10 protein-coding genes and 3 pseudogenes are annotated in these 12,906 nt (G+C 62.7%); 10 read left to right on the forward strand and 3 right to left on the reverse strand.

Annotated elements, in window-relative coordinates:
* Nucleotides 1-63: 63 nt before the first annotated feature.
* The 3 genes from KG698_RS05295 to KG698_RS05305 are packed head-to-tail and all read right to left on the reverse strand — an operon-like array spanning nucleotide 64 to nucleotide 3,156.
* On the reverse strand, nucleotides 64-1,665 hold the full coding sequence (locus KG698_RS05295) for a carboxyl transferase domain-containing protein (protein ID WP_213684513.1): 1,602 nt from the start codon (nucleotides 1,663-1,665) through the stop codon (nucleotides 64-66).
* Between the two features lie 37 nt (nucleotides 1,666-1,702).
* Nucleotides 1,703-1,984 carry a hypothetical protein gene (locus tag KG698_RS05300; RefSeq protein ID WP_213684514.1) on the reverse strand — a complete coding sequence of 94 codons (282 nt, stop codon included), beginning with the start codon at nucleotides 1,982-1,984 and terminating at the stop codon, nucleotides 1,703-1,705.
* An 8-nt stretch (nucleotides 1,985-1,992) separates the two neighbouring features.
* Nucleotides 1,993-3,156 (reverse strand): acyl-CoA dehydrogenase family protein, encoded by a 1,164-nt coding sequence (locus KG698_RS05305; RefSeq protein WP_213684515.1) that lies wholly within the window; start codon nucleotides 3,154-3,156, stop codon nucleotides 1,993-1,995.
* 185 nt (nucleotides 3,157-3,341) lie between these two features.
* On the opposite strand from KG698_RS05305, the gene KG698_RS05310 reads away from it, so the two are divergent.
* The 10 genes and pseudogenes from KG698_RS05310 (at nucleotide 3,342) to KG698_RS05355 (ending at nucleotide 12,831) form a co-directional block, all read left to right on the forward strand.
* Nucleotides 3,342-3,791, forward strand: a complete 450-nt coding sequence (locus tag KG698_RS05310; RefSeq protein WP_213684516.1) for a TerB family tellurite resistance protein — start codon at nucleotides 3,342-3,344, stop codon at nucleotides 3,789-3,791.
* Between the two features lie 8 nt (nucleotides 3,792-3,799).
* Complete coding sequence (locus tag KG698_RS05315; protein WP_213684517.1) at nucleotides 3,800-4,525, forward strand: PhnD/SsuA/transferrin family substrate-binding protein; 726 nt, start codon at nucleotides 3,800-3,802, stop codon at nucleotides 4,523-4,525.
* 120 nt (nucleotides 4,526-4,645) lie between these two features.
* Entirely contained in the window at nucleotides 4,646-5,434 is a 789-nt protein-coding gene (locus tag KG698_RS05320) for an ABC transporter ATP-binding protein (protein ID WP_213684518.1), read from the forward strand.
* Nucleotides 5,435-5,469: 35 nt separating this feature from the next.
* Nucleotides 5,470-6,190: pseudogene (locus tag KG698_RS05325) on the forward strand (transporter substrate-binding domain-containing protein).
* A gap of 146 nt (nucleotides 6,191-6,336) precedes the next feature.
* A pseudogene (locus KG698_RS05330) lies at nucleotides 6,337-7,220 on the forward strand (ABC transporter permease).
* Nucleotides 7,217-8,057: pseudogene (locus KG698_RS05335) on the forward strand (ABC transporter permease). The pseudogenes KG698_RS05330 and KG698_RS05335 overlap by 4 nt, the downstream one beginning before the upstream one ends.
* A gap of 66 nt (nucleotides 8,058-8,123) precedes the next feature.
* Nucleotides 8,124-8,834, forward strand: a complete 711-nt coding sequence (locus tag KG698_RS05340) for a type 1 glutamine amidotransferase (protein WP_213684519.1) — start codon at nucleotides 8,124-8,126, stop codon at nucleotides 8,832-8,834.
* Nucleotides 8,831-10,201, forward strand: a complete 1,371-nt coding sequence (locus tag KG698_RS05345) for a glutamine synthetase family protein (protein ID WP_213684520.1) — start codon at nucleotides 8,831-8,833, stop codon at nucleotides 10,199-10,201. Before KG698_RS05340 ends, KG698_RS05345 begins: the two co-directional genes overlap by 4 nt.
* Nucleotides 10,198-11,499: an FAD-binding oxidoreductase gene (locus tag KG698_RS05350; protein ID WP_213684521.1), complete on the forward strand. Its 1,302-nt coding sequence runs from the start codon at nucleotides 10,198-10,200 to the stop codon at nucleotides 11,497-11,499. The genes KG698_RS05345 and KG698_RS05350 overlap by 4 nt, the downstream gene beginning before the upstream one ends.
* Before the next feature lie 108 nt (nucleotides 11,500-11,607).
* Complete coding sequence (locus tag KG698_RS05355; RefSeq protein ID WP_213684522.1) at nucleotides 11,608-12,831, forward strand: aminotransferase class I/II-fold pyridoxal phosphate-dependent enzyme; 1,224 nt, start codon at nucleotides 11,608-11,610, stop codon at nucleotides 12,829-12,831.
* The last annotated feature ends 75 nt before the right edge of the window (nucleotides 12,832-12,906 follow it).

Here is a 12,906-nt window from a genome sequence, read left to right on the forward strand (position 1 = left end):
TCTGTTTCCCAAATATCCCGGGGGAGCGCGGAACGCGCGGGGGCAGAGCCCCCTGCCACAGCCTCACATCCGGAACAGGCCAAAGCGCGTCTCCGCGATAGGTGCGTTCAGGCTTGCGGCCAGCGACAGGCCCAAGACCTCGCGCGATTTGCGCGGGTCGAACACCCCGTCATCCCATAGCCGCGCCGAGGCATAAAGCGGGTGCGATTGGCGGGCGAACATCTCGATCGTGGGGCGTTTGAATTCGGCCTCCGCCGCGGCAGACCAGTCCTCGCCTGTCCGCTCCATCGCGTCGCGCTTGACGGTGGCAAGCACGCCTGCGGCCTGTGCGCCGCCCATCACCCCGATCCGGCTATTGGGCCAAGCCCAAAGAAATTGCGGGGAATAGGCGCGCCCCGCCATGCCGTAATTTCCCGCCCCGAAAGAGCCGCCCACCAGCATGGTGATTTTGGGCACCGCGGTGGTGGCGACCGCCGTCACCATCTTGGCCCCGTGCCGCGCGATGCCTTCGTTCTCGTATTTTCGCCCCACCATGAAGCCGGTGATATTCTGCAAGAACACCAGCGGGATCTTGCGCTGCGAGCACAGCTGGATGAAATGCGCGGCCTTTTGCGCGCTTTCCGAAAACAGCACGCCGTTGTTGGCGACGATCCCCACATCCATGCCCATCACTTGCCCAAAACCTGTGACGATGGTTTCACCGAAACGGGGTTTGAATTCGTCAAACCAGCTGTCGTCGACGATGCGCGCGATGACCTCGCGAATGTCATAGGGCGTGGTCAGGGACGCGGGCACAACGCCCAGCAATTCCTCAGGATCATAAGCAGGCGGGCGGCCCTGTAGGGTGGGTGCAACCCACCGATCCCCGCCCAACGACCTGACCGCGCGCCGCGCCAAGGCCAGCGCATGGGCATCATCCTCGGCCAGATAATCGGCCACACCCGACAGCCGCGTATGCACATCGCCGCCGCCCAGATCCTCGGCGCTGACCACCTCTCCGGTCGCAGCCTTCACCAAGGGTGGGCCGGCTAGAAAGATCGTGCCTTGGTCTCTCACGATGATCGAGACATCCGACATCGCCGGCACATAGGCGCCGCCTGCCGTGCAAGAGCCCATGACGACAGCGATCTGGGCAATGCCTGCGGCCGACATCTGCGCTTGGTTATAGAAGATCCGGCCAAAGTGATCGCGGTCGGGAAAAACCTCGTCTTGATTGGGCAGGTTCGCACCCCCGCTATCGACCAGATAGATACATGGCAGGCGGCATTGCGCGGCGATCTCTTGCGCGCGCAGGTGCTTTTTGACCGTGATCGGGAAATAGGTGCCGCCCTTCACCGTGGCATCGTTGCAGATCACCATGACCTGCCGCCCCTCAACCTGCCCGACACCGGCGATGACCCCTGCGCAGGGTGCGGCACCATCGTGCAGATCATGGCCTGCCAGCGCCCCGATTTCGAGGAAAGGCGCACCCGCATCAAGCAGGTTCGCCACCCGCGCGCGCGGCAGCATCTTGCCGCGCGCCACATGGCGATCACGCGCCTTGGCCCCGCCACCATCGGCGGCCAAGGCTGCAGCCTTTGCGATCTCGTCCAAGGCGGCTAGATGGGCCGCGCGGTTTTCGCGCGCCTCTTGCGTGGCGGCGTTGAAATGCGATGTCAGGCGCATGGCGTGACCCCCTTGCCGCGCGATGGGCGATATTGCGTCATGTGTTTGGCCCCAGATCGGGCAGCGTGACCTCGCGCCCCCAGTTATCGACCGCCACGGCCCAATCGCCGCGGCAGGTCACGATCAACCGCACACCGGGAATAGCGGCCGGGCGTGCGGCGCAATCAGTGGGCTGGCCACCCGTTTCCGCCACATAGCGCGCGGCTTGGGCATCGATGATCGCGGTCTCACCGGGCAGCACGGCGCGCAGACCCAACCAAAGGCCAAAGGCCCCGGCGACCACCAGCCCCGCGATCAAGGGGAGGATCAGACCACGCACCACGCCACCTATGCCATTGCCGCCATCATCTCGCGCCCGATCAACATGCGCCGGATCTCAGAGGTGCCTGCCCCGATCTCCATCAGCTTGGCATCGCGGAACATGCGCGCGACGGGTGCATCGGCCAGAAAGCCCGCGCCGCCCATCGCTTGCACCGCCTGATGGGCGACCTTCATCCCCTCTTCGCTGGCATAAAGCACGCAAGCCGCCGCATCGGCGCGCGTCACCTCGCCCCGGTCACAGGCTTTTGCCACCTCATAGGCATAGGCGCGCGCCGAATTCATCGCCGTGTACATATCGGCGATCTTGCCCTGCATCAGTTGGAACGATCCGATGGGTTGGCCAAACTGGTGACGGTCGCGCATATAGGGCATCACCTCGTCCATGCATCCCGCCATGATCCCAATATTGACGCCCGACAGCACGACGCGCTCGTAATCGAGCCCGCTCATCAGGACGCGGACACCGCGCCCTTCTGCGCCGAGGACATTTTCAAACGGCACCTCGACATCGTCAAAGATCAATTCCGCTGTGTTCGAGCCGCGCATGCCGAGCTTGTCGAAATGCGGGCTGGTCGAAAACCCCTTCATCGTCTTTTCAACGATGAAGGCGGTGATCCCCTTCGATCCCGCCGCCGGGTCGGTCTTGGCGTAGACGACCAGCGTATCGGCATCGGGGCCATTGGTGATCCAATATTTCGTGCCGTTCAGAACGTAGCGATCATTCCGCTTTTCGGCGCGCAGCTGCATGCCCACCACATCCGAGCCTGCCCCCGCCTCGGACATGGCCAGCGCACCGATATGTGCGCCTGAGACCAGACCGGGCAAATACTGTTCCTTTTGGGCTTGGGTGCCGTTGAGGCGGATTTGATTGACGCAAAGGTTGGAATGCGCCCCATAGCTCAACCCGATGGAGGCCGAGGCGCGGCTGACCTCTTCGACTGCAACCAGATGGGCGAGATAGCCCATGCCCGCGCCGCCGAATTCCTCTTCGACCGTGATGCCAAGCAGGCCCAGCACCCCCATTTCCGGCCACAGCGCATTGGGAAAGGCATTGTTGCGGTCAGTTTCCCCCGCCAAGGGCTTGATGCGCTTTTGCGCCCAAGCATGCACCATATCGCGCAGGGCGTTGACCTCGTCGCCCAGATCGAACCGCATCGCGCCTAGAAACATGCGCCAATTCCCCCCGTTAATTGAACGCTTGTTCAATTCATACCGCAGCGGCCGCCAAGCTGTCAAAAAGATTCGCCGCAGGGCAAATGCCGCCTTGGCCGCGCCCAGCGTTGCAAACACGATCCCGCGCCCTTAAGCGCCAAGGGTGCTTTTCAGCGCCGCAAAGCCCGCCTATACCCGCCACCATGATAGCTGATTTGATCCGCCGCCTGACGGCCACCGACCCCACAGCCTTGCCCGATGGCGATGCGCGCCTTGCGCTGGCCGCATTGCTTGTGCGTGTCGCCCGCACCGATGGCGATTATGCCACCATCGAACAGATGCAGATCGACCGCGCCTTGGCCCATCGCTACGCCCTGTCAGACAGCGCGGCCATGGCACTCAGGGCCGAGGCTGAAGCGCTTGAGGCCGCCGCCCCCGACACTGTCCGCTTTACCCGCGCCATCAAAGATTGCGTCCCCTATGAGGACCGCGTGCATGTGATCGAGGCGATGTGGTTCGTGGCCTTGGCCGATGGCACCCGCGATCATGCAGAAGATGCGCTGTTGCGCATGGTGGCCCCAATGCTGGGCGTCAATGATCGCGACAGCAACCTTGCGCGCAAACGGGTCGAGAACACCCATTACAGCGCCTAAGCGACCCGATGATCGCGGCCTTGCCCATGTATGACCGCCCCGAGATGAGTGGGGCGACCGATGCATTCTGGGGCTATATCCGCGATGCTCTACACCACATGGGCCTCACCGCACCCGCGGCTTTGACGCGCGGGCCAGATCCTTGGGCCATCTGGCAAGATCCAAGCCTTGTCTTGGCCCAAACATGCGGCTTGCCGTTCCGGGCGCGCCTGCATGACAAGGTGGCACTTGTGGCCACCCCTGACTACGGCCTGCCCGGCTGCCCGCCCGGCTATTACAACTCGGTCATCATCGCGCGGCCCGGCCCGCTGCCCCGTCGCCCAAGGCTCGCGATTAACGATCCGCTCAGCCAATCGGGCTGGGCTGCACTTGCCGCTTGGCTTACATCCCAAGAGATGGCTCATGGCCCCGTGACGGTGACGGGCGCGCATGCCGCCTCGGCCCGCGCGGTGGCCGATGGGCTGGCCGATCTGGCCGCAATCGATGCACAGACATGGCGGCTTTTGCTGCGCCACGCAGGCGCGAACCCCGCATTTGAGATTGCGCGCACGCCCCCCACCCCCGGCCTGCCGCTGATCACCTCCCTTGCGCATACGCCCGAAGTCATCGCCAAAGCCGTCGCGCAAGCATGTGCGGCACTTGATCCAGCCACGCGCGCAGCGCTTGATCTGCAAGGCATCGTGCAGATCGACAAGGCGGCCTATCTTGCCCTGCCATTACCGCCCGATCCCTGAGCATCGCAGGCCAAGACGCCCAGAAGTCAGGCATTGACCCAAGGTCAACCGACACATCACTGTTGCAATCGCGTCGGGGTTAAGTGCAAATCCCACGGTCATCATGGGGAAAACGCCTGCATGCCTGCGGCAAGCGCTGCCACAGCACCGGTCATCGAGATCCGCGACCTGCATAAAAGCTTTGGGTCGCTCGAGGTGCTGCGCGGCGTCGATCTGACCGCCCATGCTGGTGATGTGATCGCGCTGATCGGCTCATCAGGTTCGGGCAAATCGACGCTTTTGCGCTGCGCCAATCTGCTCGAAGACAGCCAAGCAGGCGAGATCTTGTTCGAAGGTGAGCCGGTCCGCTGGAAAGGCACAGGTGCCGCCCGCCGCCCCGCCGATGCCGAACAAATCCGGCGCATCCGCACCAACCTGTCGATGGTGTTCCAGCAGTTCAACCTTTGGGCGCATCTGACCATCCTCCAAAACGTGATGGAAGCGCCGCTGAGCGTGCTGGGCCAACCAAGGGCAGAGGTCGAGGAACGCGCGCGCGCCTACCTCGAGAAAGTCGGCATCGCCGACAAGGCCGACGCTTGGCCCGCCCAGCTTTCGGGCGGCCAGCAGCAACGCGCGGCCATCGCGCGCGCATTGTGCATGGAGCCGCGCGCGCTTTTGTTCGATGAGCCGACCTCGGCCCTCGACCCCGAGCTGGAGCAAGAGGTGGTGCGCGTCATCCGCGCGCTGGCCGAAGAAGGGCGCACCATGATCCTTGTGACCCATGACATGCGCATGGCACGCGATCTGTCGAGCCGAACGATCTTTCTGCACCAAGGCAAGATCGAAGAAGAAGGCCCGCCTGACCAACTTTTCGGCGCACCGAAATCCGCGCGCCTGCAACAGTTCCTCAGCCATTTCAAAGCGGCCTGAGGCAAGACCGACCACATAAACCGGGAGACCAAGAGATGAAATACCTGATCCTGACCGCCAGCCTTCTGGCCATCGCTGCCGGTGCCGCAAGCGCCCAAGACGTCGTGCGCATGGGCACGGAGGGCGCCTACCCTCCCTACAACTTCATCAACGACCAAGGTGAGATTGCGGGCTTTGAGCGCGATCTTGGCGATGAGCTTTGCACCCGCGCCCAGTTGACCTGTGAATGGGTCAAGAATGATTGGGACAGCATTATCCCCAACCTGACCTCGCGGCAACTACGACACCATCATCGCGGGCATGTCGATCACCGAAGAGCGCGAGGCGATCGTCGATTTCACCCAAGCCTATTTCCCGCCTGCCTCCTCGCTGTTCATGGGCATGTCCGAGGATTTCACGCTCGCGGGTGCGGTCGTCGCAGCCCAGACCAACACCATTCAGGCGGGCTATATCGCAGCCTCCGGTGCGACCTTGATCGAGTTTGCTACCCCCGATGAAACCGTCGCCGCCGTGCGCAATGGCGAGGCCGACGCGGTTTTCGCCGATGGCGACTACTTGCTGCCCATCGCCAATGAAGACGCCGATCTGATGATCGTGGGTGAGCCCGTCCAGCTTGGCGGCGGTGTCGGCATGGCGCTGCGCGAAGGTGACGCGCGCCGCGAGGCATTTGATGCCGCCATCACCGCGATGAAGGCAGACGGCACGCTCAACGCGCTGATCTTGCAGTGGTTCGGCCCCGAGGCCGCAACCTTCTGATCACCAGCTTGGGGGCAGGCCCGCCGCCTGCCCCCAAGCTTTTCAGCTCAGGGGAACATCCCCCATCTTTGCTTCACAAATACTCCGGGGGACGTCGCCACAGGCGACGGGGGCAGCGCCCCCGCCCACCCGCCCCAAAGGCCCGCATGTTCGCGTTTTGCACTGACCCCGCCACGCTCGACACGCTCCGCTGGTTCAGTTGCTACCTGACCAACGGCGCGCATTTCTTGTTCTACCAATCCTTTCTCGTGGTCTTTGCACTTTTGGCCGTGACCGCCCCTGTCAGCCTCGCTTTCGGCTTCACTCGCTGCCAGCGCCTCGCGCAGCGATATCTTGCCCGTCGCATGGCTGGGAAAGCTTTATACCGCGATGGTGCGCGGCGTGCCCGATATCGTGTTTTTCCTCTTCTTCATCCTCGTGCTCGACCAAGGCATCGAATATCTGCGCCACCAGATCGTCTGCCCCGACTGGACCGAGGATATTCGCCAAGGCGCCAATTTCCTTGTCTGCCCCGAGGCGCGCACACCATCCAGCAATGCGCCGCAATGGGTGCATGAAATTTATGGCTTTGCGCTTGCGGTCTTTACCTATGCCATCGTCTTCGGGGCGTTTTGCGGCAATGTACTTTACGGCGCGATGCGCGCGGTCCCCCATGCCCAGCTTGAAACAGGTGCCGCCTATGGCATGTCGCGGAGCCCAAGTGTTTTGGCGCATCTTGGTGCCGCAAATGTGGATCTACGCGCTGCCGGGGCTTGGCAATATCTGGCTGATCCTGATCAAGGCCACGCCGCTTTTGTTCCTTTTGGGCATCGAGGATATCGTCTACTGGGCCCGCGAATTGGGCGGGTCGCGCAATTCGACCTTTCAATACCCCCATCCCGATTGGCGCTTTTGGTATTTCCTCGGGCTCTTGGTCTTTTACCTTTGCCTCACGCGGGTGTCGGAAATTGGGCTGGCGCGGCTGACCGGGCGTTTGTCGCGCGGCCAAGCGACAGCGGCGGGTGATGCGATGCGAAAGGCCGCAACATGATCTGCGCCGAGGCCTTGCAAGACTACGGCCTGCGCGCACTGGGCATTGGTGAGCGGCTTTTGCCGCAGGCCGACATCACCTTGTGCCAACAGATCGTGCTGATCGGCTCTGGGCATGATGTGGAATGTCTATTTCGGCATTCTCGCGCTCGGCTTTGGCTTTTTCTTCGCCGTGGCGCTGGCCGTGGCCAAGGCAAGCCCCGCGCGGCTGATCCGCAAGCCCGCAACGTGGTTCATTTTCATTTTCCGCGGCTCGCCGCTCTTTATTCAGTTCTTCATGGCCTATGAGGCCTTTGTCATGCTGCCGCGCGTGGGCATCGAGTTCACCTTTCTGGGTGTCGAGATCGCGGCCGAGACGCGCTGGTTCGCGCGCGCATGGCTGGGTGCGTTGATCGTGCTGTTTCTCAACACCTCCGCCTATACGGCCGAGATTTTCTATGGCGCGCTCCGGAACGTTCCAAAGGGCGATCTGGATGCCGCCGATGCCTATGGGCTCTCGGGCTGGAAGCGGTTTCGCCGCATCACTTTCCCCACCACCATGCGGCTGGCATGGCCCGCTTATACCAATGAGGCGATCTTTTTGTTCCATGCCACGGCGCTGGTCTTCTTCTCGTCCTTCCCCGCATTTCAACAACGCGGGGATGCGCTTTACTATGCCAATTACTTTGCCGACCGGACCTTTAACCCCTTTGTGCCTTATCCCATCGTTGCCTTCTATTTCGTGGTGCTTACCTTGCTGATCATCTTGGTCTTCGGGCGGATCAATGCGCGGCTGAACCGCCATCTGCCCAATGGGCAGCGCGCGCGCTTGCGGATCAGGCCACAGCTGATGCGCTAGGCTTGCCCCCTTGCTCCGCCGCACGGGCAGGCATAACCTGAGAATAGTCCTTCAAAAGAGCCCCTCATGATCCTTGGCATCCTTCAAACCGGCCATGTTCCCGAACAGGTCGCAGCCCGCGATGGCACCTATACCGATCTTTTCGGCAAGCTTTTCGCAGGTCGCGGCTTTCGCCTGCGCACCTTTTCGGTGGTGGATATGGATTTCCCCACTGGTCCTGATGCGGCGGATGCATGGCTTGTGACCGGCTCGCGCCACGGCGCCTATGAGGATCACCCCTGGATCGCCCCGCTTGAGGCGCTGATCCGCGAGATCCGCGATCTGGGCCGGCCCATGGTTGGCGTCTGCTTTGGCCATCAGATCATCGCGCAGGCGCTTGGTGGCCGGGTCGAGAAATTCACCGGCGGCTGGTCTGTTGGCCATCGCAGCTACCAGATCGGCGGGCGCGATGTGGCGCTGTTTGCGTGGCACCAAGATCAGGTCGTGGCGCTTCCCGATGGGGCGACGGTGCTGGGGGCCAATGGCTTTACCCAAAATGCCGTCATCGCCCATGGCGAGCGCATCTTGACCGTGCAGCCGCATCCCGAATTTCCGCCTAGCGTCATCGACGCGCTGATCGACAACCGCACCACCACGGTGCCGGCCGAGATGCTGGCCCAAGCGCGCGCCGATCTGCAACAGCCCGTCGATAGCGCCATGATGGCCGAATGGCTGGCCGATGTGTTGCAAGGCGCGCCCGCCACGCGCATCCCATTTGCCCAAAAGGTAAACGTATGAGTTCGAACTCCGTCAACGAATTGCTGGAAAAACTGCCCGAGGTCGCGCGCACCTACCTCGAGGGGCGCGCCATCGACGAGGTGGAATGCATCGTCGCCGATCTGGCCGGTATCGCGCGCGGCAAGGCAATGCCCGGCGGCAAGTTCGCCCGCCAGCCGTTTTTCTACCTGCCCAATTCGATCTTTTTCCAGACCATCACCGGCGATTGGGCCGATGAGGTGGCCGATGGCTTTACCGAACCCGATATGGTTCTGACGCCCGATTTCTCGACCGCGACGCCCGCGCCTTGGACCGCTGATACCACCCTTCAGGTGATCCACGATATCAAGGATCAGGCGGGCAACCCCGTGCCATTCGCGCCGCGCAATGTGCTCAAGCGCGTGGTCGCGCTTTATAACGAGATGGGCCTTGATCCAATCGTCGCGCCCGAGATGGAATTCTATCTTGTCGCCCCCAATACCGACCCCGCCCGCGAGATCGAGCCGCCGATGGGCCGCTCGGGCAGGCGTGCGGCGGCACGCCAAGCCTATTCCATGTCGGCGGTCGATGAATACGGCAAGGTCATCGACGATATCTATGATTTCGCCGAAGTCATGGGGCTTGAGATTGATGGCATCTTGCAAGAAGGCGGCGCAGGCCAGATCGAGTTGAACCTGCGCCATGGCGACCCGGTCAAGCTTGCCGACGAGATGTTTTTCTTCAAGCGGATGATCCGCGAGGCGGCGCTGCGCCACGACACCTATGCCACCTTCATGGCCAAACCCATCGAGGGCGAGCCGGGATCGGCGATGCATATCCACCATTCGGTGGTCAGCCTCAAAACAGGCGAGAATATCTTTTCCAACCCCGATGGGTCGGAAACGCCAGAATTCATGCATTTCATCGGCGGGATGCAGCGCAACATGCCCGCCGTGATCGCGCTTTTGGCCCCTTATGTGAACAGCTACCGCCGCTACGTTCCCGATTTCGCAGCACCCATCAATCTGGAATGGGGGCGCGACAACCGCACCACGGGCCTGCGCGTGCCGGTCAGCGAGCCTGCCGCGCGCCGGGTGGAAAACCGCCTGCCGGGGATGGATTGCAACCCCTATCTGGGTATCGCCGCCTCGCTGGCTTGCGGGCTGGTGGGCTTGATCGAAAAAACCGGCCCCTCCGATCCTTTTGCGGGCGACGCCTATCAATTGCAAAGTGGCGTGCCGCGCGGCTTGGGCGACGCACTTGGGCTTTTGAGCGCAAACAAAACCATCCAGCGCACGCTGGGCGAGGAGTTCTGCCGCGTTTATTCGGCGGTCAAAGAGCTGGAACATAACGAGTTCTTGCAGGTCATTTCGCCGTGGGAGCGTCAGCATCTGCTGTTGAACGTATGAACCCGCTTTATCGCAACGATAAACGCGGCGAGCATGCGCCAAGCTGGTATGCCGCATCCCTGCCGCCCGAGGTGGCGCGCCCGGCACTCGCGGGTGCGATCAGCGCCGATGTGGTGATCCTTGGCGCGGGCTACACCGGGCTTTGGGCGGCCCTGACGCTGGCTCGCGCGGGCCGCCGCGTCATCGTGCTGGAGGCCCATCGCGTAGGTTTCGGCGCATCGGGGCGCAATGGCGGTCAGGTGCAATCAGGCTTTAACAAACCACAAAGCTGGCTTGAAGAGCGCTTGGGCATAACCCGCGCCCGCGCCTTGTGGGACATGGCGCAAGCCGCCAAGGATCAACTGCGCGATTTTTGCGCCACCCATGCACCCGAGGCGGCGTTTCGCGCGGGTCTGGCGCATGGCGAATACAGCTTGGCCGATCTGGATCATGCCCGCAGAGAGGGCGATCACATGGCCCGCCATTACGGCCAAGAGATCGCCATCATGGACCGCGCAGAATTCAGCGGGCTGGTGAAATCGCCGCTTTACGTCGGTGGCAGCTTCGACCCCTCAGGCGGGCACCTGCACCCGCTGGCCTATGCCCGCGCGCTGGCCCGCGCAGCCGAAGCCGCCGGTGCCGTCATCCACGAGACGACCGAGGTTTTGTCGGTCACCCCCGGCCCCAAGATCGTGCTGACAACCCCCAAGGGTCAGGTCACGGCCACCCATGCGATCATCGCGGGCAATGGTTACCTGCCCAATATCCTGCCTGCGGTGAATGCCCGCGTCATGCCGATCAACTCTTTCATCGCGGCGACCGATCCCCTGCCTGATCGCTGGCAAGAGGTGTTGGCCCGCGACATCGCGGTCTCCGATTCCAAATTCGTGGTGAATTACTACCGCTTCAGCGATGACCGGCGGTTTCTGTTCGGCGGGCGCGAGAGCTATTCCATCGCCTATCCCCGCGACATCGAAACAGCGCTGGTCGCGCGCATGCTGCGCCTGTTCCCGCAACTGGGGGGCGTGGGCATCACCCATGTCTGGGGCGGCGCGCTTGGCATCACCATGTCGCGCCTGCCCCATGTGGCGCAGGTCGCGCCCAATATCTTGTCAGGTGCGGGATTTTCCGGGCACGGCGTGGCGCTATCGGGCATGGCGGGCCGCGTGATGGCCGAAGCTGTGATGGGCCAAGAGGACGGGCTGAGCGCCCTGTCATCGCTGCCCGTCGGTCGCTTTCCGGGAGGGGCGGGCCTGCGTGCGCCGATCCTGACGCTGGCCATGACATGGTTCGCGCTGCGCGACCGGCTTGGCATCTAAGGCCACACCATATCTGTGAAGCTTTCGTGACGACGCTACGAGATGCTGGATTTTGAAAAATCTTCAGGATAAGATTTCCTAAAGATTAGTTTTCAAAAAGGTGAAATGATGGCGCTGGCACCCAATGTTTACGACGCCGAGCCGATCCCCGAGGCCGCGCGCGCCGAGATCGACCGCTTGCTGCAATCGGGCGACCTTTTCCGCTATACCGCGCCCGCCGACGCGCCCGTGGCCCTGCTTGAGCGCGAATTCGCCGACCTGCTCGGGGCGAAATATGCGCTGGCCGTATCCTCATGCTCGGCGGCGATCTTTTTGTCGCTTGAAGCGCTCGACCTGACGCCCGGCGCGCGCGTCTTGATCCCGGCCTTCACCTTTGCCGCCGTGCCCTCGGCGGTGGTGCATGCGCGGCTCACGCCCGTGCTGGTCGAGGTGGGCGAGAATTACCGTATCGACATGGCCGATTTCGAAGCCAAGCTCGACGACACGATCGAGGCCGTCATCATCAGCCATATGCGCGGCCATACCTCGGATATGGATGCGATCATGGCGCTGTGCGACGCGCGCGACATCCCCGTGATCGAGGATGCGGCCCATTCGCTTGGCACGCTGTGGCATGGCCGCAAGATCGGCACCATCGGCAAGATCGGCTGTTTCTCGTTCCAATCCTACAAGATGATCAACGCGGGCGAAGGTGGCATCTTGATCACCGATGACGCCGATCTGGCGGCGCGCTGCGTGATCATGTCGGGCGCCTATGAGCATAATTGGAAAAAGCACAAAACCCCCGAGGGGCAGAACGACCCGGAACTGGCGATGGCCTTTGCGCGCTGGCAAAACCAGTTGCCGCTTTACAATATGCGGCTGCAAAACCTCAGCGCGGCTGTGATCCGCCCGCAATTGCCCGAGCTTGCCCGCCGGGTGCGCGATGGGCTTTCCAATCACGACTATGTCGCGGCCCGGCTCAACACCTCGCCTTGGCTGGATGTGCCCCCGCCCTTGGCACCCGAGGATCGTGCGCCCGATTCGATCCAGTTCAACCTTGTGGGGTTCGACACCGACGCCAGCGCGCGCGCCTTTGCCACGGCGGCCGAGGCGCGCGGCGTCAAGGTCCAGATTTTCGGTCTTTCGACCGATAATGCGCGCGCCTTTTGGAACTGGCATTTCATCCCGGGTGCGACACCCGATCTGCCGCGCACACGCGCCATGCTGATGCGCGCTTGTGATGTGCGCCTGCCTGTCCGGTTGACCAAGCCCGAGTTGGATTTCATCGCCGAGGCGCTTCTTGCCGCAGCGGTGGATGTGCAGGGCGAGACACGCGCCTACGGCACCTGAGCCTTTGGCGCGGGCGGACTGGGGGCGCTGCCCGTCGCCATGTTCACTCGGACCAATGGCGTGCCAATGGCAACC

The sequence above is a fragment of the Roseicyclus sp. genome, assembly GCF_018402035.1.
Classification (GTDB): Bacteria; Pseudomonadota; Alphaproteobacteria; order Rhodobacterales; family Rhodobacteraceae; genus Roseicyclus.